Origin of the sequence: Streptomyces sp. NPDC006365 (assembly GCF_042870755.1) — a bacterium.
Lineage (GTDB): Bacteria > Actinomycetota > Actinomycetes > Streptomycetales > Streptomycetaceae > Streptomyces > Streptomyces xiangluensis.
In genome coordinates this window covers 58,646-79,129 of sequence record NZ_JBIAHS010000023.1, presented here as the reverse complement: position 1 = coordinate 79,129, position 20,484 = coordinate 58,646, and the positions used below count along the sequence as shown (strand labels likewise).

The 20,484-nt window shown below is 68.0% G+C and carries 17 protein-coding genes and 2 pseudogenes; 12 read left to right on the top strand and 7 right to left on the bottom strand.

Going from position 1 to position 20,484, the window contains the following annotated elements:
* Positions 1–74: 74 nt before the first annotated feature.
* Positions 75–857 carry a transcriptional repressor LexA gene (gene lexA, locus ACFYO0_RS40030; RefSeq protein ID WP_388686322.1) on the bottom strand — a complete coding sequence of 261 codons (783 nt, stop codon included), beginning with the start codon at positions 855–857 and terminating at the stop codon, positions 75–77.
* 531 nt (positions 858–1,388) lie between these two features.
* On the opposite strand from lexA, the gene nrdR reads away from it, so the two are divergent.
* From nrdR to ACFYO0_RS40005, 5 genes and pseudogenes are all read left to right on the top strand, one after another.
* Positions 1,389–1,940, top strand: coding sequence for a transcriptional regulator NrdR (gene nrdR, locus ACFYO0_RS40025; RefSeq protein WP_388686320.1), 552 nt, complete (start codon positions 1,389–1,391; stop codon positions 1,938–1,940).
* 150 nt (positions 1,941–2,090) lie between these two features.
* Positions 2,091–4,994: a vitamin B12-dependent ribonucleotide reductase gene (locus ACFYO0_RS40020; protein WP_388686319.1), complete on the top strand. Its 2,904-nt coding sequence runs from the start codon at positions 2,091–2,093 to the stop codon at positions 4,992–4,994.
* 209 nt (positions 4,995–5,203) lie between these two features.
* Positions 5,204–5,332 (top strand): annotated as a pseudogene (locus ACFYO0_RS40015) (DUF1883 domain-containing protein); the annotation flags it as partial.
* A 52-nt stretch (positions 5,333–5,384) separates the two neighbouring features.
* Positions 5,385–5,528, top strand: coding sequence for a hypothetical protein (locus ACFYO0_RS40010; RefSeq protein WP_388686396.1), 144 nt, complete (start codon positions 5,385–5,387; stop codon positions 5,526–5,528).
* 226 nt (positions 5,529–5,754) lie between these two features.
* On the top strand, positions 5,755–6,300 hold the full coding sequence (locus tag ACFYO0_RS40005) for an NUDIX domain-containing protein (protein WP_388686318.1): 546 nt from the start codon (positions 5,755–5,757) through the stop codon (positions 6,298–6,300).
* Between the two features lie 5 nt (positions 6,301–6,305).
* Here the strand turns inward: ACFYO0_RS40005 and ACFYO0_RS40000 are convergent, their stop codons facing one another.
* The 3 genes from ACFYO0_RS40000 to ACFYO0_RS39990 form a co-directional block, all read right to left on the bottom strand.
* Entirely contained in the window at positions 6,306–8,840 is a 2,535-nt protein-coding gene (locus tag ACFYO0_RS40000; RefSeq protein WP_388686316.1) for a TIR domain-containing protein, read from the bottom strand.
* Positions 8,837–9,427 carry a hypothetical protein gene (locus ACFYO0_RS39995; RefSeq protein ID WP_388686314.1) on the bottom strand — a complete coding sequence of 197 codons (591 nt, stop codon included), beginning with the start codon at positions 9,425–9,427 and terminating at the stop codon, positions 8,837–8,839. Before ACFYO0_RS39995 ends, ACFYO0_RS40000 begins: the two co-directional genes overlap by 4 nt.
* A 313-nt stretch (positions 9,428–9,740) precedes the next feature.
* Positions 9,741–10,274, bottom strand: a complete 534-nt coding sequence (locus ACFYO0_RS39990) for a TerD family protein (protein WP_388686313.1) — start codon at positions 10,272–10,274, stop codon at positions 9,741–9,743.
* Positions 10,275–10,426: 152 nt separating this feature from the next.
* Between ACFYO0_RS39990 and ACFYO0_RS39985 the strand changes: the two genes are divergently transcribed.
* From ACFYO0_RS39985 to ACFYO0_RS39970, 4 genes are all read left to right on the top strand, one after another.
* Complete coding sequence (locus ACFYO0_RS39985) at positions 10,427–11,032, top strand: YdbC family protein (RefSeq protein WP_388686312.1); 606 nt, start codon at positions 10,427–10,429, stop codon at positions 11,030–11,032.
* 81 nt (positions 11,033–11,113) lie between these two features.
* The gene (locus tag ACFYO0_RS39980; protein ID WP_388686311.1) at positions 11,114–11,797 is read left to right on the top strand and encodes a histidine phosphatase family protein; all 684 of its coding nucleotides are present in this window, start codon (positions 11,114–11,116) and stop codon (positions 11,795–11,797) included.
* Positions 11,787–12,692: an ADP-ribosylglycohydrolase family protein gene (locus ACFYO0_RS39975; RefSeq protein WP_388686309.1), complete on the top strand. Its 906-nt coding sequence runs from the start codon at positions 11,787–11,789 to the stop codon at positions 12,690–12,692. Before ACFYO0_RS39980 ends, ACFYO0_RS39975 begins: the two co-directional genes overlap by 11 nt.
* A 177-nt stretch (positions 12,693–12,869) precedes the next feature.
* Entirely contained in the window at positions 12,870–14,639 is a 1,770-nt protein-coding gene (locus tag ACFYO0_RS39970; RefSeq protein WP_388686308.1) for a DUF4153 domain-containing protein, read from the top strand.
* Between the two features lie 72 nt (positions 14,640–14,711).
* On the opposite strand, the gene ACFYO0_RS39965 is transcribed toward ACFYO0_RS39970, so the two are convergent.
* Entirely contained in the window at positions 14,712–16,259 is a 1,548-nt protein-coding gene (locus tag ACFYO0_RS39965; RefSeq protein ID WP_388686306.1) for an MFS transporter, read from the bottom strand.
* A 171-nt stretch (positions 16,260–16,430) separates the two neighbouring features.
* On the opposite strand from ACFYO0_RS39965, the gene ACFYO0_RS39960 reads away from it, so the two are divergent.
* The 3 genes from ACFYO0_RS39960 to ACFYO0_RS39950 all read left to right on the top strand — a co-directional run bounded on the left by ACFYO0_RS39960 (position 16,431) and on the right by ACFYO0_RS39950 (position 18,559).
* Positions 16,431–17,054: a TetR/AcrR family transcriptional regulator gene (locus tag ACFYO0_RS39960; protein WP_388686304.1), complete on the top strand. Its 624-nt coding sequence runs from the start codon at positions 16,431–16,433 to the stop codon at positions 17,052–17,054.
* A 105-nt stretch (positions 17,055–17,159) separates the two neighbouring features.
* A complete protein-coding gene (locus ACFYO0_RS39955) occupies positions 17,160–17,861 on the top strand; it encodes a ribonuclease HII (protein WP_388686303.1) in 702 nt (233 codons plus the stop codon).
* Between the two features lie 68 nt (positions 17,862–17,929).
* A complete protein-coding gene (locus tag ACFYO0_RS39950) occupies positions 17,930–18,559 on the top strand; it encodes a hypothetical protein (RefSeq protein WP_388686301.1) in 630 nt (209 codons plus the stop codon).
* A 236-nt stretch (positions 18,560–18,795) separates the two neighbouring features.
* Here the strand turns inward: ACFYO0_RS39950 and ACFYO0_RS39945 are convergent, their stop codons facing one another.
* Both ACFYO0_RS39945 and ACFYO0_RS39940 read right to left on the bottom strand, forming a co-directional pair.
* Complete coding sequence (locus ACFYO0_RS39945; RefSeq protein WP_388686299.1) at positions 18,796–19,422, bottom strand: hypothetical protein; 627 nt, start codon at positions 19,420–19,422, stop codon at positions 18,796–18,798.
* Between the two features lie 177 nt (positions 19,423–19,599).
* A pseudogene (locus ACFYO0_RS39940) lies at positions 19,600–20,482 on the bottom strand (recombinase RecQ); the annotation flags it as partial.
* Between the last annotated feature and the right edge of the window lie 2 nt (positions 20,483–20,484).

Genomic DNA, 20,484 nt, shown 5'->3' with positions numbered 1-20,484 from the left:
CGAGCCCCGGAACCGGCGCAGGTGGTTCCGGGGCTCGGATCAGGGGGGCGGAGGTGTGCCGCCCGCGGCTGTGCTCACACCCGCCGCAGCACCGCCACGACCTTGCCGAGGATGGTCGCCTCGTCGCCGGGAATCGGCTGGTACGCGGAGTTGTGAGGCAGTAGCCACACATGGCCGTTCTCGCGCTTGAAGCGCTTGACGGTGGCCTCGCCTTCCAGCATCGCGGCGACGATGTCGCCATTCTCGGCGACCGGCTGGCGGCGGACCGTAACCCAGTCCCCGTCGCAGATCGCGGCCTCGATCATCGAGTCACCGACGACCTTCAGGACGAACAGCTCGCCGTCCCCGACCAGCTGCCGGGGCAGCGGGAACACGTCCTCGACCGACTCCTCAGCGAGGATCGGGCCACCGGCGGCGATCCGGCCGACCAGCGGGACATACGACGCTGCCGGCTTGCCCGCCGTGTCGGTGGGCTGGACCGTGGACTGGTCGGATCCCCGGACCTCGTAGGCGCGGGGCCGGTGCGGGTCGCGCCGCAGGAAGCCCTTGCGTTCGAGTGCCATCAGCTGGTGTGCGACCGAGGAGGTGCTGGAGAGGCCTACGGCCTGCCCGATCTCCCGCATCGACGGCGGGTACCCGCGCCGCTGCACGGAGTCCCTGATGACCTCGATCACCCGGCGCTGCCGGTCGGTGAGTCCGGAGCTGTCCGCCCGGATTCCCGGAGGTCGGCCCGGCAGGGAGCGTGTGGGCTTGGGTCCCTCCTGATTCAACGCTTCATTCATGGCATGCACCGGCTCGAGTCGGCCCTGGGAGCGGTCCTGGGCGGTGATGGTGGCACTGTCTGCGGTGGTGGTCACGGTCGGCCCCTCTCGTTCGTCTCCCTGCTGGACAACGGTAGTTGCTTTCGAAAGGTTGCGCCAAACACACGTTCGAGTGAAAGATTGCGAATCACCTGGCGTGATCATGTGCTTGGGTGTATGGCCAACGCTGCACCTGGCGGACAAAACGGCTGATTGCTGTACTCTTCGCCGCCGGGACGACGACCTCGTGGGTCGGCGCCCAGTCTGCCATCCGGTATCCCGTCAACCGGATACCGGCCCCTGCCTGCGGCGCCCACGTTATCCCCGCAGGCCCGGGCACGGGTATGGGTGTGCGGCACATGTCGAGATCGGTGCCGCGTGCGTGGTCGCGGGGAGCGACACGCGCGAGCCTGGGAAAATTTACGGCCAAACCCCAGATCTAGTGGTTGGATGGCAGCAGCAGCCCAGAAGTTGTGGTCCCCCGGCTCCTTCGGGGTCTGATCATCGCCTATGCTGGGGACTGCTTCGAGGGGCCCAAGTGGCCTGTCGAGGCTATTGAGTCGTGCTGTGAAGGAGGGATGGAGTTCGATGCACTGCCCCTTCTGCAGGCACCCCGACAGCCGCGTCGTCGACAGCCGTACGACCGACGACGGTACGTCGATCCGCAGGCGCCGCCAGTGTCCTCACTGCTCCCGTCGGTTCACGACGGTGGAGACGTGCTCGCTCATGGTGGTCAAGCGGTCCGGAGTCACCGAACCCTTCAGCCGTACCAAGGTCATCAATGGCGTGCGCAAGGCGTGCCAGGGACGGCCTGTCACCGAGGACGCACTCGCCCAGCTCGGCCAGCGGGTCGAGGAGGCGGTGCGGGCCACCGGAAGCGCCGAACTGACCACCCATGACGTGGGGCTGGCCATTCTCGGCCCGCTGCAGGAGCTGGACCTCGTCGCCTATCTGCGGTTCGCGTCCGTCTACCGGGCGTTCGACTCGCCGGAGGACTTCGAGGCCGCCATCGCGGAACTCAGGGAACAGACGCAGCACCCCGCCGCGGACGACGATGACGCGGGCGAGGGGCGCCAGGGAAGCGACCGGGGGTCCGGAGGGACTGCCGAGGCCCCCGTACCCGCAGGCGCCGGCGACTGACGAGCGGGTCGACCCGCGTCGGCCGGTCGGCGGCGATTCAGAGATCTGTTGCGAGCGGTAGCGCATGCGCTGCGCGCAACATCAGACATACATGTGCCCCAGGAAGAACGAGGCACTTCAGGGCGTTTTGGCCCGATACAGGGAGGCGGCATGACAGAGACGGCGAGCGGTCCGGCACGGAGTTCCCGAGCCAAGGGCACCAAGGCGAACAAGGGGCTGCGGATCGAGCGCATCCACACCACCCCGGGCGTACATCCGTACGACGAGGTCGAGTGGGCGCGTCGTGACGTCGTCATGACCAACTGGCGCGACGGCTCGGTCAACTTCGAGCAGCGTGGCGTCGAGTTCCCCGAGTTCTGGTCGGTGAACGCGGTCAATATCGTCACCAGCAAGTACTTCCGCGGTGCCGTGGGCACCCCGCAGCGCGAGGTGAGCCTCAAGCAGCTCATCGACCGCATCGTGAAGACCTACCGGAAGGCCGGTGAGGACTACAAGTACTTCGCCTCGCCCGCCGATGCCGAGATCTTCGAGCACGAGCTGGCGTACGCCCTCCTGCACCAGGTCTTCAGCTTCAACTCGCCGGTGTGGTTCAACGTCGGCACACCGCAGCCTCAGCAGGTCTCCGCCTGCTTCATCCTGGCCGTCGACGACTCCATGGACTCGATCCTCGACTGGTACAAGGAAGAGGGCATGATCTTCAAGGGCGGCTCCGGTGCCGGCCTGAACCTCTCCCGGATCCGTTCGTCCAAGGAACTGCTGTCCTCCGGTGGCAACGCCTCCGGTCCGGTCTCCTTCATGCGCGGTGCCGACGCCTCGGCTGGAACGATCAAGTCCGGTGGTGCCACCCGTCGCGCCGCCAAGATGGTCATCCTCGACGTCGACCACCCCGACATCGAGGACTTCATCCAGACCAAGGTCAAGGAAGAAGAGAAGATCCGCGCCCTGCGTGACGCGGGCTTCGACATGGACCTGGGCGGCGACGACATCACGTCCGTCCAGTACCAGAACGCCAACAACTCGGTCCGCGTGAACGACGCGTTCATGAAGGCGGTCGAGAACAGCGAGAAGTTCGGCCTGCGTGCGCGGATGACCGGCGAGGTCATCGAGGAGGTCGACGCCAAGGAGCTCTTCCGCAAGATGGCCGAGGCCGCCTGGGCCTGCGCCGACCCGGGCATCCAGTACGACGACACCATCAACCACTGGCACACCTGCCCGGAGTCCGGCCGTATCAACGGCTCGAACCCCTGCAGCGAGTACATGCACCTGGACAACACGTCCTGCAACCTCGCCTCGCTGAACCTGATGAAGTTCCTGAAGGACGACGGCTTGGGCAACCAGGCCTTCGACGTCGAGCGCTTCTCGAAGATCGTCGAGCTCGTCATCACGGCGATGGACATCTCCATCTGCTTCGCGGACTTCCCGACTCAGAAGATCGCCGAGAACACTCGCGCCTACCGTCAGCTGGGCATCGGATACGCCAACCTCGGCGCCCTCCTGATGGCCACGGGCCACGCGTACGACTCCGACGGTGGCCGTGCCCTCGCCGGCGCCATCACCTCCCTGATGACGGGCACGTCGTACAAGCGCTCCGCGGAACTCGCCGCGGTCGTCGGCCCGTACGACGGCTACGCCCGCAACGCGCAGCCGCACCAGCGCGTCATGCAGCAGCACGCCGACGCCAACGCCGTGGCTGTCCGCATGGACGACTTGGACACTCCGATCTGGGCCGCCGCCACGGAGGCCTGGCAGGACGTGGTCCGGCTCGGTGCGAAGAACGGCTTCCGCAACTCCCAGGCGTCCGTCATCGCCCCGACCGGCACCATCGGTCTGGCGATGTCCTGTGACACCACCGGCCTCGAGCCCGACCTCGCGCTGGTCAAGTTCAAGAAGCTGGTCGGCGGCGGCTCGATGCAGATCGTCAACGGCACCGTGCCGCAGGCCCTGCGCCGCCTGGGCTACCAGGAGGAGCAGATCGAGGCGATCGTCGATCACATCGCCGAGCACGGCAACGTGGTCGACGCCCCCGGACTCAGGCACGAGCACTACGAGGTCTTCGACTGCGCCATGGGCGAGCGTTCCATCTCCGCGATGGGCCACGTCCGCATGATGGCCGCGATTCAGCCCTGGATCTCCGGCGCGCTCTCCAAGACGGTCAACCTGCCGGAGTCGGCGACCGTCGAGGACGTCGAGGAGGTCTACTTCGAGGCGTGGAAGATGGGCGTCAAGGCGCTCGCGATCTACCGTGACAACTGCAAGGTCGGCCAGCCACTTTCCGCCAAGAACAAGGGCAACCAGAGCCCTGAGGCCACCGCGGCCGCCGAGCGGGCGGAGGAGACCATCCGCGAGACGGTCGAGAAGGTCGTCGAGTACCGCCCGGTGCGCAAGCGCCTCCCCAAGGGGCGTCCCGGTATCACCACCTCCTTCACGGTGGGCGGTGCCGAGGGCTACATGACCGCCAACTCCTACCCGGACGACGGTCTCGGCGAGGTCTTCCTGAAGATGTCGAAGCAGGGTTCCACCCTCGCGGGCATGATGGACGCCTTTTCGATCGCCGTCTCCGTAGGCCTGCAGTACGGCGTGCCCCTGGAGACGTACGTTTCGAAGTTCACCAACATGCGTTTCGAGCCGGCCGGTATGACGGACGACCCGGACGTGCGGATGGCGCAGTCGATCGTCGACTACATCTTCCGCCGCCTGGCGCTCGACTTCCTGCCCTTCGAGACTCGTTCCGCGCTCGGTATCCACTCCGCCGAGGAGCGCCAGCGTCACCTGGAGACCGGTTCGTACGAGCCGTCCGACGACGAGGTCGACGTCGAGGGTCTCGCCCAGTCCGCGCCCCGCGCGCAGGAACTGAAGGCCGTCGCATCCCCGAAGGCCGTGGTCGAGGCGGCCAAGCCCGCCCCGGAGCAGGCTCACACCAGCGCGGAGCTGGTGGAGATGCAGCTGGGCATCCAGGCGGACGCCCCCCTGTGCTTCTCCTGCGGTACGAAGATGCAGCGGGCCGGGTCCTGCTACATCTGCGAGGGCTGCGGCTCCACCAGCGGCTGCAGCTGAGAACGAGCGGAATTGCATCGAGTGCATCACTCGGCAGCCAACACCGTGACGAGTAATCCCTGATCAGAGGGGCGTCAGCCTCGTGCTGGCGCCCCTCTCGAGTAACGGCTGGCCTGGGGATACACCCGCCGTTGAAGCGCCCGTAACAATGTTGCGTCCAGCGCAACCGCTTCTAAGGTCCCCCGTGAAGGTGATACAGAGGGAAACACATGGACCATGCAGTCCACGATCTCGGTCGGCAGCCCAAGGGGTCCGTTGCGGTGGTCGACCTGTCCGGGAATGCTGCAAACGTGCGGCTCTTGGACGCCAGCAACTACCAGCGCTACAAGAAGGGCCAGAAGCACTCGTTCCGGGCTGTGACGCAAAACGGCTCGGAAGGAGGTGTTAGTGATGGCCAAGAACCCACGACAGACGGGCAAGAACGCGGCGTCGGCTGCGGCCAAGGTGCTCGCCAACCCGAAGTCGACGAAGGCGGAGAAGTCTGCGGCAGCCAGCGCTTTGTCGCAGACGCCGTCGAAGAAGCGTAAGAAGTGACACTAGTGCCGTCCAGGGCCTGCACCCTGGGCGGTCCTTCCCGGGTCCGCTAACGCGGTGGTGACGGGGACCTTCTGCGTCTCGGCCGCGCGTTCAGGGAACCCGTTGTGTGTAGTCGGCGCCGATGACGTAACCAACGCATCGATGTTGCGTTGATGGGCGCCGCAGCAAGTACCATCGCAGCACGCTGACGCCGAACCGGTGAACCTCCGGCAGGACTTCCGCCATGGCCGAACGACGAGGACCGTGGACCCGCCACGGCCGGGTGCCGCTGTGCGCGACACCATGTCTCACCGCCTACCGGGACGAGGTGACGCTTCCGCACGGAGAGCGAGGCGCCTACGACTGGGTGCAGGTGCCGGACCAGGTGCGGGTGGCTGCGTTGGTCGACGGGGCGCTTCTCGTCGTCGAGCAGTACCACTACCTCGCCGGAACGATGTGGCAGTTGCCGGGCGGGTCCGTGGATCCGGCGGACGGCGGCAGTCGCACAGCGGCCCATCGGGAACTGGCTGAGGAGACCGGCTACCGAGACGGACGGTGGGTCGACAGGGGTTCGCTCCACGCCCTGCCCGGGCTCACGCCCGCCCGCGTCCACTTGTGGAGCACGATCGACCCCATGCCGTCCCGTGCCGCGCCGGAACCAGCAGAGGCAGATCTGGTTGTCCGTCACATTCGCCTGGATGAGGCGGTGTTCGCGGTATGGGACGGGCGCCTGCGGTGTGCGGCCAGTGCGGCGCTGGTGATGATGCTGGCCCTGGAACGGAGTCCGTGAACCCGTCAGCCCAGGTCGCCCCGCGCGTCTAGGTCGAAGTCCTCCTCACGGCCGGCGAGCCGGTCCTCGCACCGCTTCAGCTCCGCCTTGAGATCGGCACGCCGCTGCGGGGCGAGCGCGGTCCGGTCGAGCATTCCCCGCAGGGCGTCCCGCCGGATCAGGAGGTGGACGGGACGCTCGGGGCTGATGAACCGCTCCGTGTATGCGTACGCGGTCTGGTAGTCCTGCTGGGCGATGCTCAGCCGGGCTCTGAGGCCGGTCCGAATGTCACGGCGCTGCCTGCTGAACTTGCGGTCGAGTTGGTCCAAGGCTGTGCTTGCCTCGTCGACGCGTGAGGTGCGCAGCGCGCAGAGCACGTAGTTGGCCAGCACCTCGAAGCGTACGTTGTCGGACTTCTCAAGTGCCTTCTGGGCGAATTCATAGGCGGTCTCCATGTCGCCCCAGAGGTACTCCACGCGTGACGTGCGGTGGCTGACCATCTCGGCGTGGTCGATGTCCGCCAGACGCACGAGCAGCTTGAGCGCCGTGTCCCGGTCGCCCAACTTGCAGGCGATCTGGATCTTCAGGTCCACGACGAAACGGTTGTCGGGCTGCTTCTTCTCTGCTCGCGAGATGTGCTCTTCGGCGCGGGGCAGATCGCCCAGACGAAGACAGCACTCGGCCATCTCGCGGTGGATCGCCATGCCACCGTATCCGTTGTCGAGCGCCTTCTGATAGTAGTTCAGGGCCTCTTGGTGTTCGCCCCTGTGCCTCTCCAGGAAGCCCGTGAGGAAGAACGCGTCGCGCATTTGACCACGCTTCTTGAGCTCTGCGATGTGGTCGCCCGCCTGCGCGAACTCGCCGAGCTTCACATGGGCGCGAATGAGCCTCGTCCGGGCCTGATGGATGCCGGGATTGGTGTCAAGCGCGTCGGTCGCCATGTCGACCGAGCGTTGGAACTCCTGCTCGTAGTAGTACTGGTCGGCCAGCTTCACTCGGTCGGTGAGCAGGGCGTACGCCCGGGGAGTGGACTGCTGCCCCGCCTTGTCCATGGCACGGAACAAGGTGCGTTGCAGGGCCAAGTAGTCGGTTCCGTCCTCGGACCGGGCCAGGAACTCGTCGAGTCTGCTCGCGACCGCCCCGTACTCGGCTTTGCTGCAGGTGCCGAACTCGCGGCGGATCGCGTCAACGGCTGGCCCGGACACCTCGTACCAGCCGCCGGCGGTCGGGACGATCAGCGAGACGTCGATGAGATGGATCAAGGCCTTCTCGATACCGTCGTCCGAGGTACTGGTCGCCTTTTCCAGGACGGACAGCGGCAGCGGGCTGTTCGCTGCCATGACGCGGAGGATCTTCTGTTCCGTGTTGCTGAACTTGTTCTGCTTGAGATAGCTGGTGAGCGGCGACGCGCCGAAATCCGAGAGCATCCGACCGCGGATCCCAAGGTCGGGCCCGTAGGCTGTGATGAGTTCGAGCGCAAACGCGACCGAGGGCGGATAGCCGCGGACCGCTGTGGTGATCTCCTTGACGGTCGCGGGGGACAAGGTGATCTGACGGGCCTTCGCCATGAGGCCGACGAGACGGCTGATGTCCGCATCTTCCAAGGGCCGAAGATGCACCACGCCGAGCGGGCGCATTCCTCGCGCGATGAAGTGATCCGGCGAGGGCCGCCTGTTCGTGAGCAACGCGGTGACGATGTCTGGATACTGGCCCAGCGACTCGATCAGGTCGAGGATGTACGGCGCGATGTCGCCGTCGTTGTCCAGGAGCCCACCCTCGTCATGGAGCACAGGCATCTGGTGGTACTGACAGATCTCCTGGAACTTGGCCAGCGCATGTGCAATGGCCTGCGCGTCGCTAAGCGCGGCGATCTCTCTGGTCCGCTGCAGGGACTCTTCGGGAGTCTCCGAAGGATCGACCAGCGCGGAGAGTTTCGCGGCGAGGGCCTGCACGGTGTCGCCGGGTTCCACGTCGATGACCAGGAGGGTCTCCAGGTCGAGCGACTCGCGGACCATCCTGGTCAACGTGGCGCGTCGGCCTATGCGGGGAAGCCCTGTTACGCAGGCGACCTGGCTCTCCGCTCCCGGTTCCGGCGCGGAATACACGTCCTGAAGTGCTGCGATCTCGGTAGCCCGGCCCACGAAGCGGGGGCTCTGCCCCTGACGCACCAGATCGTCGATGAGGGCTCTGATCTTGCGTGCGGCAGGCTTCGCCGCGATCGTCGTAATGTGCTTGGTGCGGTTCAGCCAATCCGGCAGGTCCTCGGGCGCGATGTCCGGGTTCAGGCGGACCACCAGGACGTTCTTGATCCGCCCCATCGCTGCCTGGAAGCGTGCCTCACGGATCTCATGTCTCACCCAGGGGGAGGCCAGGGCGGCTTTGCTGAGGAAGAAGACGAAAGCCGCTGATTCCTTGAGGGCCTCGTCAATGGAGCCGAGGATGTCGCCACCGGCGTGGAACGACCGGTAGTCGATCGTGGCAAAGGCCCGGCCGACCTCGGCCGCCACTTCTCGTACGAAGGCGGCGTCCTGGGTCGAGTAGGAGAAGAATGCCTTGATCACGGAACGGCCGGTCCTCTCGGGGCGGGCGGTTGGGACGAGGCGGACGCTTGCGGAGCCTGGGTGGGGGCGACCTCCGAGGTCCCGATCAGATCCGCAGCACCTGCCACATTGCCCAGCACCTGGGCTAGTTCCAGGAGAACCAGGCGCAGCGAGTCGAGATCGGTTCGGAGAGCGCCGATCTCCTGCCAGGTGTTCTCGTGCTCGACAGCGGAACGGCCAGCTGGCGTGGAGCTCTCCCAAGCTGTGAGCCGCGGATGCCACTTGCTGAGAACCGGCCGCACCGCCCTGTTGAGCACGGTGACGGCGAGGATCCCAAACGACACCTCGTTGCGTGCCCCAGGTGGCGCGACGTCGGGGCCGTACCGTTTGAGGATGTCGCGGACCGTCGCGAAGAGGACGTACATGGAGGTCAACGCCTCACGCGCCGAACCTTCGTCCTCACGCAACGGGGCGACGGAAACCCGCGTCACCAGTTCCACGTAAAGCTCCCAGGCAGCCCTCTGCTCGGCGTCGTCGGGCTCCCACTCACCACCGATCTCCCCCAAAAACGGAATGGTGATCTTGACGTTCAGCCGCTTCGGCCGCATGCGCCCCCCTGTACCCCCACCATGTGTCGATCCGTCAGATGGTAGATCAGTCGCGGGAGCACTGGGAGGCAGGAGTACAGAGAAGGGGACAGCAACGGGAGTGCGGTGACGGCAGGCGTCGAGGTCACCGAGTTCGGCCGCACATGTGCCTCGAACGAGCCACCGCACGGCTGGACGAGGGAAGGGGACTCGGAAGTTCCTCGAAAAAGAGATTCATCGGAATACCGCAGCCAGCAATAAGTGATCTCCATCAGTATCCAAGACCGTGCGGGGCGGTACGGCCAGGCCGTACCGCCCCTTCGGCTTGAGCCGGTCAGGACTCGTGGCCGCTGCCCATGGTCCTGGCGAAGGATGCCGGGTCTCCGTCGAAGCCTCGGACGCCGGAGCGGAAAGACCACTCTCCCGAGTCGTCGCGCAGGAACTCGGCGACTGTCGCGGACGTCGCTCCCAGTACGCCGCCGAAGTCGTCCTCGGCCAGGACGGTGTAGCCCTCGCTGATGCGCAGCGAGGGGTGGTGCACCCCGACGAAGGTCCTTGGTCCGGAGCGCTGCTGGATGCAGACGCCGACGACAACGCGCGCGTACCGCTTGTCGAGACGGGTGAGCTCCAGGGTCATCACCTCGTCCCAGCCGAAGCCCTTGCCGTCCTTGCTGTCCCGGTTGAGGGTGATGGTGCCGTCCGGGGATCGGCTGTCGAAGTGCACTACGTAGTCGGGGTTTTCGTGTGTGTTCGTCGCCAAGTAGGTCGCGGCGACGAGGTCGAGATCGGTGGGCGGCTCACCGGCGGGACTCGGGTCCCACTTCACCGCGACCTCGACCTTGCTGATGCCCTTGTTGAGGCCGTTCACCAGATCTCCCTCCTGGTCCCCTGTGACAGTCGCCCCAACTGCTGGGCAGCTGAGGCATGTTGCCCATCGTGTCACGCACAGGGGGGCGCTCGCGCGGATGTACTCCGCCAGAGCGTGACCAAGGCCACGTTCTGTGGCCTTACGATGGCGCGGTGCTGGTCAAGTGGATTCGCTGCACCGTGGTGGACCGCCGCGGTTTTGAACGGGGGCAGCGGAAATGGGCGGGGCTTCTGGGGGAGCCGGGATTCCGGGGGCAGGGTGGGGGCTGGAGTCGGGGGCGACCCGGAGTGGCCCATATCTTCGCCTTCTGGGAGAGCCGTGCGTTCTACGACTCCTTCATGGCCCGCTCCCATGACCGGCTGGCCGCCGCGCAGTCCGGCACCTTCAAGGATCCACATATCAAACTCTTCGATCACCGCTTCGATGTGAAGACCGGCTTCGAGCCGCGCTTCACGGACGCCGACCTGGTGCGGGTGGCGCACTGCCGCGTCCACGAGGAGAGGGCCGAACACTTCGCGTTGATGCAGGAGAAGGTGTGGAACCCGGCGATGGCAGGCTCTCCCGGCATGGTGCGCGGGCTGTTCGGTGAGGCGCCCGGTCATGAGTTCCTGGTGCTGTCGATGTGGCAGTCGGCCGCCGAGCACGGCAAGTACCGCACCGAGCGCGTCGAGCGGCTCGCCCTTCGGGCCCAGATCGAGGCGGACGTAGCGGCCCTCGCCGGCGACATCGTGGAGCTGGAGCCGAGCTGGACGGTCTGAAGCGGTCACAGTTGTGTGATCTCCGCCTTATGGAGCCCGTACGAGTGCTCGATCCGCTCCGATCCGATCTAGGGTTTTGGCATGGCACGACCACGGCGCATCGTCCTTGTCCGACACGGCGAGTCGGTGGGCAATGCCGATGACACCGTGTACGAACGCGAACCCGACCACGCACTGGCCCTCACCGAAACGGGATGGCAGCAGGCGGAAGAGACGGGCAAGCGGCTGCGGGAGGTGTTCGGTCATGAGCGCGTAAGCGTTTACGTCTCCCCATATCGCCGTACGCACGAGACGTTCCGCGCCTTCCATCTCGACCCGGAACTGGTGCGTGTACGCGAGGAGCCGCGGCTGCGCGAGCAGGACTGGGGCAACTGGCAGGACCGGGAGGACGTACGCCAGCAGAAGACGTATCGCGACGCGTACGGGCACTTCTTCTACCGCTTCGCGCAGGGGGAGTCCGGCGCCGATGTGTACGACCGGGTCGGCGGCTTCCTGGAAAGCCTGTTCCGCAGCTTCGAGGCGCCCGACCATCCGCCCAACGTGCTCATAGTGACTCACGGGCTGGCCATGCGGCTGTTCTGCATGCGCTGGTTCCACTGGTCGGTCGCGGAGTTCGAGTGCCTGGTGAACCCCGGGAACGGGGAGATGCGGATGCTCGTTCTCGGGGAGGACGGCAAGTACACGCTTGACCGGCCCTTCGACCGCTGGCGTGATCCGAAACCGTACGGAGTCACCGGACAGATTTGGCAGGGCGATGACCGCTGACTCCTCTCCCGACGGGCGCTTGGCCCGCACCCTGGCCTCCCTGGGCGGACTCGCGGTGGGTGACGCTCTGGGCTCGCAGTTCTTCGTGCCCGAGAACTACCCGCTGCTCAAGCGCCGTGCTCTGCCGGTCGGCCCCTGGCAGTGGACCGACGACACCGAAATGGCCTGCTCCGTAGTGGCCGTTCTGGCCGCCCACCGCCGTATCGACCAGGACGAGCTGGCCCGCTCCTTCGCGGAGCACCACGATTTCGACCGGGGCTACGGGCCAGCGGTCAACCGTCTGTTGCGGCTGATCCGAGAAGGCGGCGACTGGCGCGAGCTGGCATCTGCCCTCTTCAACGGGCAGGGCTCGTGGGGGAACGGCGCCGCGATGCGCATCGCACCCCTGGGCGCCTGGTACGCGGACGATCCGGAGCAGGCGACGCACCAGGCTGAGATTTCGGCGTACCCCACGCATCAGCACCGCGAGGCCGTGGCCGGCGCCATGGCCGTGGCCGCTGCGGCCGCGCTGGCCGCCGCACCGGGCGGTCCGCCCAGCGCCGGGGCACTCCTCGACGGCGTCATAGCCCTCATGCCGCGCAGCGCTGTCGAGGCCGGGCTGCGGCGTGCCCGGGACATGCTCGACTACGACGACGCGACGACGGTCGCCGCGGTGCTCGGCTGCGGGCGGCGTACGAGCGCACATGACACGGTGCCGTTCGCGCTCTGGTCGGCCGCACGTTCGCTCGGCGACTACGAGCGGGCGTTCTGGACGACCGCCCAGGTGGGCGGGGACGTGGACACGACCTGCGCCATCGTGGGTGGTGTACTGGCCGCCGGTAAGGCGGGCACACCTCCTGCGGAGTGGGTGGAACGGACGGAGCTCCTGCCGGGCTGGGCGACGGAGCATCCGTAACTGTCACAGACCTGACACAGAGCCCCCGCTCCCCGCTGCGCCGGCCGACCCGCGGATACCCTGTCCGCCACGCCGCCCGTTGATCATCTCGGGCGTGCGCCGACGAGACACCGGTCCCCTGGCTTCCGGCCAGCCACGTGCTGCGAGCCGCCCGTGGACCGGTCGGGAGGGGGTCCCGTGTCAGACACGCCGTCCGAGGCCGAACCGAGAAAGCCGGGAACTGACGACGGAGGGGGTGCCGAGGGGAGCGCTGTCGAGGGCTCCGGAGGAGGGGGCGGCGCCGGCAGTGGGCGCACCGCCGCGCTGACCAAGAAGCCGGCCGTCGCTGCCGATGAGCCCGAGGATGCCGTCCCCGCGTCGTACTCCGGCGACGCCGCCTCGGAGGGCGATGCCGACGGGGACGACCCGGACCGAGGGGACGTCGACTCGGGCTACCCGGTCGCCGAGTCCGCCTGGTGGTTCGCGGACCTTCAGGCGAAGCCCCCGGCACCCGTCCGCCCCGCCACCCTCTGGGCCGCCCTGGCCACCGGCGTACTGAGCATGCTCCTGCTCGCTGACGGACTGGCCCTCAACCTCCTGCTGGTGGCCATTCCGGCCGCGCTCGCCGCTTACTACGCCGCTCAGGCGGCCGGCCGTGGCCCGCGGCGCTGGACGCTGGTGTGGGGAGTCGGCGGCCTCGCCCTGCTGGCCGTGCCGGCGCTGCGCGACGCCGACTGGCCGACGTTCCTGGCCGTGGTGACCGCCGTGGCCGCGGGCTCGCTCGCGCTGCACGGCGGCCGTACCTGGACCGGAGTGCTGTTCGGCCCGATCGGCCTGTACACCGCGGTTCTCACCGGACCCGTCTGGGGCTGGCGAGGCCTGCGGGAACGGTTCGGCGGCGCCCGCGGCAACCTGGGCCCGGTGCTGCGCGCGCTCGCCGTGGCCGCGGTTCTGCTGCTGGTCTTCGGGGCGCTGTTCGCGGGGGCCGACGCGGCCTTCGCGGATCTGCTCGGTGGCCTCATCCCGGACGCTTCCGTCTCCGGCGGCCCCTGGCACATCGTCCTGCTGGTGCTCGGCCTGGTCGGCGCGCTGGCGGCGGCACACACGGCCGCTTCGCCCGTTCAGTGGGACCGCATCGAGGTGCCCCCGGGCCGGGAGCGAGGCCGGGTCGAGTGGGCGCTGCCTCTGATCGTGCTCGTCGTGCTCTTCGCGGCCTTCAACGCCGTCCAACTCGCCGTCCTGTTCGGCGGATACGACACCGTGCTGGAGAAGACCGGCCAGAGTTACGCAGAGTACGCGCGCCAAGGCTTCTGGCAGCTGCTCCTGGTCACGCTGCTCACCCTGCTCGTCATCGTCTTCGCCCTGCGCTGGGCCCCGCGTGGCGGGGCGCGCGACTGGACGCTGGTGCGCGCCGTCCTGGGAACTCTCTGTGTTCTCACGCTTGTTGTCGTGGCATCGGCGGTGCGGCGTATGGACATGTACGTGGAGGCGTATGGACTGACGCGACTGAGGATCTCCGTGGTGACGGTGGAGCTCTGGCTCGCCCTGGTCATCCTGCTCATCATGGCGGGCGGCGTATGGGGAGCCCGCTGGCTACCGCGTGCGGTGATCGCCAGTGCCGCCGCGGGTGTGCTCGCCTTCGGGCTCGTCTCGCCGGACGGCCTGGTCGCCGAGCGCAACGTCGAGCGGTACGAGGCCACGAGCAAGGACGGTGAGGGCAAGTTCGACGTCGACTACGCGCGCGGCCTGTCCGCGGATGCCGTACCGGCCCTCGACAAGCTTGAGGAGCCGCTTCGCTCCTGCGTGCTCAAGCCCATCGCGAGGGAACTGAAGAAGGATAACAAGCCCTGGTACGCCACCAGTTGGGGCGAGGTCAGGGCCCGCGGCATCCTCGAGGACCGGCCGCTGTCGGCCGAGGCGGACTGGAGCGAGTGCCTGCGGCTCCGTGACGAGTTCCAGTACCGCTGAGGCGCGCACTCGAACGTACCGAGTGGGCCGGACCGGCGTCCACGGGACGCGGGTCCGGCCCACTCGTCTGCGTCAGCCCCCGGCGGGTCCTGCGGTACCCGACAGGGCGTCGAGGTCGCTCTTGCGGACCCGGATCACCAGCGCGGCGATGGCCAGGGCGAGTACGGCCATTGCAGCGGCCGGGATGAAGGCGGTGGATATGCCCTGGGCCAGCACTTCATTGCCCCAGGGAGCCGGCAGTTGCTGCGTCTGCGCGAACTCCGCCTTCTGCTCCGGCGAGGCGTTCGCCATGAACGCGGGCAACTGCTTCTCCGCCTCCTCACGGCTTGCCGTGCCGAAGACCGTGGTCAGGATGGACAGACCGAGCGAACCGCCCACCTGCTGCGTGGCGTTGAGCAGGCCGGACGCCGCGCCCGCTTCGTGCTGTGCCACACCGGAGACCGCCGTGAGCGTCAGCGTCACGAAGTTCAAACCCATGCCGAAGCCGAACACAAGCATCGGGCCGAGCACTCCGCCGGCGTACGAGCTGTCGGGGTTGATGAAGGTCTGCCAGCCGAGTCCGATCACGGAGAGCACCGAGCCGACGACCATGAAGGGCTTGGGGCCGAGCACGGGCAGGAGCCGCTGCGAGAGGCCCGCGCCGAACGCGATCGCGACCGTGACCGGGAGGAAGGCAAGGCCCGCCTCGATCGGCGTGTAGTCCAGCACGTTCTGCACGAACAGCACGATGAAGAAGAACATGCCGAACATCGCCGCGGCCAGGCTCAGCATGATCACATACGTGCCCGAGCGGTTGCGGTCGGCGAACATGCGCAAAGGCGTGATCGGCTCCTTGGCCCTGGACTCGATCAGTCCGAAGGCCAGCAGCAGGACCGCCGCCGCCCCGAAGGACCCGAGGGTGAGGCTGTCGCGCCAACCTTCCTCCGAGGCCCGGATGAAGCCGTAGACGAGGGACGCCATGCCGACCGTCGAGGTCAGTGCGCCCGCGATGTCGAAGCGCCCCGGATGCCGTTCGGACTCGCTGATGTAGAGCGGCGTGAGGAATGCGATCAGCAGGCCGATGGGTACGTTGACGAAGAGCACCCAGCGCCAGTCGAGCCACTCGGTGAGCATGCCGCCGGCCAGCAGACCGATCGCGCCGCCGCCGGCCGAGACCGCGGCGAAGACACCGAACGCCCTGTTGCGTTCGGGACCTTCCGGGAAGGTCGTGGTGATGAGCGCCAGCGAGGTGGGCGACGCGATCGCGCCACCGACGCCCTGGAGAGCGCGTGCGGCCAGCAACTGCCAGGGTTCCTGGGCGAAACCGCCGAGCAACGAGGCAAGTGTGAAGAGCAGGATGCCGGTCATGAAGACCCGGCGTCGGCCGAGGATGTCGCCGGCCCGGCCGCCGAGCAGCAGCAGACCGCCGAAGGTGAGCGTGTATGCGCTGACGACCCACGTGAGATCGGTCGTGGAGAACTTGAGCGCGTCTTGAATGTGCGGGAGTGCGATGTTCACAATCGTGGCATCGAGTACCACCATGAGTTGGCAGGCCGCGATGACGGTGAGCGCGATGCCGGGACGACCCTCCCGGCGGGCCGCCCCTGGCTTCTGGTCCTTTGTCAGTTGAGAGGTTGTCACTATTGGGTCCCCCACAAGTACGTTAGTGAACGCTCGCGTTCACTGTCACGTCAACGTTAGTGAGTCCCCGTCAGTGAACGCAAGCGTTCACTGAATCGCTTTCGTGTCGTGTCACCGGTCCGCTCGCTTTTCCCCGAGAGCCCCGCTCCCCTGCACAACGGAGACACTCAGATGGCTACTTCGCGCTTGACGGCCGCCCCCGCTCAGCCGGCCTCCCCGCGTCGGCGCGGCGCCGTACTCGAACGCGCGATCCTCGAGGCCGCGCTCGATCAGCTCAGTACGGTCGGCTGGAACGGCCTCACGATGGAGGGCGTCGCAGCGGGAGCTCAGACCGGAAAGGCCGCGGTCTACCGTCGTTGGCCGTCCAAGGAGGATCTCGTCGTCGACGCGCTCCGGTCCGGGCTGCCGGAGTTGGAGCACGCGCCCGACCTCGGCAGCGTGCGCGAAGAACTCCTGGATCTCTGCCACCGGGTGCGCGAGGTGATGTTCTCACGCTCCGGATTCGCTCTGCGTTCGGTGCTTTACGAATGCGACTTCGGTACCGCCGAACGCTTCCACACCGTGATCCTCGAGCGGGTCGTGGAGCCGGGTGCTCGGCTCGTTGAGGGCATCATTCGCCGCGGGATCGCGCGGGGAGATGTGCGACCCGAGGCTGCGAACGGGTACGTCTTCGACACCATGCCGGCGATGATGATGTACCGCTCGAAGGTGTGCGCCTGTGAATGGAACGAGCGGGAGCTGGAAGCCATGGTCGACCAGTTGATGCTTCCGCTGCTGCGGCCGAGCGCGGCATGACGTGATGTCGGCACCGCGTTCGAGTGGCGGCTCAAGTCCCTCTGTGGTTGCCCGGAGAAACCTGGGTGTCGCAGGGGGTTCCCGGCGGCGTACTCTGGTGCCGCCATGGCGTACGAAGCACCCACTCACACCGTCGAGCGCTCCTTGCGGGCCACCACCGGAGCGAAGGTCATTGCCGGTGTCGACGAGGTGGGGCGCGGCGCGTGGGCCGGTCCGGTCACCGTCTGCGCGGCGGTCACGGGGTTGCGCCGCCCGCCCGAAGGCCTCACCGATTCCAAGCTCCTCACCATCAAGCGGCGTACCGAGATGGCCGAGGAGCTGGCGAAGTGGGTGACGTCGTACGCCCTGGGGCATGCCTCTCCGGAGGAGATCGACAACCTGGGGATGACGGCCGCGCTGCGGCTTGCCGCCGTACGCGCCCTGGATGCCATGCCGGTTCGCCCCGACGCGATCATCCTCGACGGGAAGCACGACTATCTCGGCACTCCTTGGCGGGTCCGTCCGGTCATCAAGGGCGACCAGTCGTGCGTGGCTGTCGCGGCGGCCTCGGTGATCGCCAAGGTCGAGCGTGACAAACTGATGGCCGAACTGGGTATCGAACATGCAGACTTCGGTTTTGCGACCAACGCCGGGTATCCGTCACCCGTGCACAAGGCCGCGCTGGAGTTGCGGGGCCCCACCCCGTACCACCGGCTTTCGTGGGCGTATCTTGATGCGCTGCCCCAGTGGCGGCACCTCAAGAAGGTCCGCAGCTGGGCGGACGGAAGCGTTCCGGAGATCGAAGGTCAGCTCGGCCTCGACTTCTGACGGTTCCGCTCGCACTCATGTGCCACCCGCCGGGGCGAGTCGCACCGGCGTTTGATAAAAATCAGCTCATGCCTCTCATTCCCGAGGAGCCTCAGATTCACGAGAGTGCCCAGGGTCCCCGCGCCACTCCGGCCAACGGCCGAACCGCGCCGACCCCCCGTCCCGTACCTGGTCCCCGTCCCGCGGCCCCGCCGCGTCCCGGTCGTCCGGGTGCCGTCCGGCCGATGCCGCCGGCGCAACGTGCGCCGCGCGACACGCCTGTGGCCAAGCCGGAGCCATCCGCTCCGGCCGCCCCCGCCGCTCCCTCCGCTCCGCAGATCCAGCTGATCCCGGCCTCGGCCGAGGGGGCGCTGGATGCCGCCGAGGAAGCGGTCGACCTGCTGCTCGACACGGGCCGTGCCCCCGGTGAGGTGCTGGTGATCACCACCGGCGAGCCACATCCGTGGGCCGCGCACGAGTTGTCCTTCGGCGAGGCCGCGTACTGGGCCCAGCACGACGCGGGCGACGACGTCTTCTACGCCGACGCCTCGCTCGCCGGTCGTGTCGCGTCCCGCCCCGTGGTGGTCGTTGCCGTCAACGGCGGTCCCGACGCTGCCGCCGCCACGGCCCTGCCACTGGCCCTCGGCCGAGCCGGCGCCCTGCTGATCGTCTGCGGCGACCCGCAGAAGATCAACTCGGTGCTGGGGGCAGGGGTCTGAGACCCGCTTCCCTCCAAGGGGTGGGTGCCGCCGCGGCGGCATGTGCACGGTGGACGGTTTGACGTGTGCCGGTACGGGGGGACGTACCGGCGCGGCCAGGGTCGCAGTGCCACGGCTTCATGTGCGTTGCCGTGGAGGTTTGTCGTGCGTCGGCACGTCGTCGCGGCCGGGCTCCACGCACGCGTGTCAGGCGCCCGTGACTGCCGGCGGCGATCAGCCGGGCTTCGTTCGCCGGGTCAGCGGGCCGCGGCGCGGCGCAGTACGTCCGAGGCGGCGCCCCCGGTGCGCGGCTGGGGTGCCTCTGCCGTGGCGAAGGACTCGAAGGACTCCGGCACCGAGTCCACGTTGGGATGACGGCCGCCGCGCCCCTCGCCCAGGACCTGCCAGCCCTCACCCGTCAGCGTGATGTACGCCCCGCAGCGCAGCCCGTGCAGCGTGCACGCGTCCCGTAGCCCCCACATCCACGCCCCGTCCTCCTCCGTCCAACGCGCGTCGCCCTCACGGCAGTAGAGCAGCACGGCTGTACGCACCGGGGTGCGGCGTCGCAGATCATGCGGGATGACCCGGCGCAGCTGCGCGAGCAGCGCGTTGCGGAACATCCAGCCGTCCGCCGGAGCCGGACGCCGGGTGAACGAGGCGCTCGCCTGCAGCCGTTCCTCCGGATCGAGGACGGCCACGACGGCGGTCGAGGGCCGGGGGCGATGCCGGGAATGCAGCCCGTTGACGACCTCCCGGGGACTGCGCAACAGCGGAATCCCCGCGGCGGCCCACTCGGCGGGTTCGAGCATTCGGGCCAGCGAGTTGGCGGACGCGGCGGACGTCGGCATCGATGCCGCCGGGGACGGAGCGAATCCGAAGGTCACGGTCCTCCCTTCGGCTACGCGCCCATGCTGAGGGCGGGGTCGGACGGGGGAGCGCACCGCGGCAGGGCCCTACCGGGCTTCGGAAAGGCCATGCGGGGCGCACCCCCAATTCTTCCTGTCGAACTTGATTGCGGCAACGAGCAATCAGAGCCACTGACTGCTATCTGGGGATGCGTCTCATATATCCCCGAACAGTGCCCTCCTTGCCGACGTGTAAATCACGCCGCACGGCGAGACCAGCGGCAACACCCCCTGCGCACCGGTTCTCCGGAGCATGCGTGCGGCCACCGCGGGCGTCCAGCCGGTCTCGGTCACATCGTCCACGAGCAGTATGGGGCCTTGGGCCCCCGCGAGGGCCGCGGTCAGGGTGTGGGCGGCACGGCCAGCGCCCCGTCGAGCGCCCTGAGCCGCTGCACGCTGTTGCTCCTGGAGGCCTGCGCCGCCTCAGCTCCAGCGGCGTACTCCACGGAACTCAGCAGTGGCAGGCGTCCGATCTCGGCGATCCGCGCCCCGAGCGACTGGATCAGACGCGGTCGGCTGTGCGAGGCCATGGTGACGACGCCGACCGGGCCCGGCTGTGCGTCGGGGTTCCCGAGGCCCAGCCGCCGGACCCCTTCGCCCAGTCCGCCAGCACTGCGATCACAGCCTTCGCCACATTGTCCGGAACGGGTCCGTCCGGTGCCTGAGGTGCCGGCATCGGCCGCAGCCGGTTGCCCCAGCCGATGTCCGAGAGCCGTCCCAACGCCCGCCCGGTCGCGGCCTGTTCGCCTGCGGGACACGTCCCTTCAGGTCGACACCGATCGAGGGCAGGCCCGTCGGCCACATTTCCGGGGCTCCACCTCGATACCCGCGCGGCCGAGCTCACCGCGCGCCGAGTCCAGCGCGGCAGGGGAGACCGTGTCGGCGAACCGCGGACCGGCACAGTTGTCACAGCGGCCGCACGGGGCCGCCCCTTCATCGCCAACTACCGCCGCAGGAACTCCGTCCGGCAGCCGGTCCTCGCCACGTAGTCACGCATCGCCCGCTGCTCGGTGGTCCGCTGTTTGGCGACCCAGGCATACG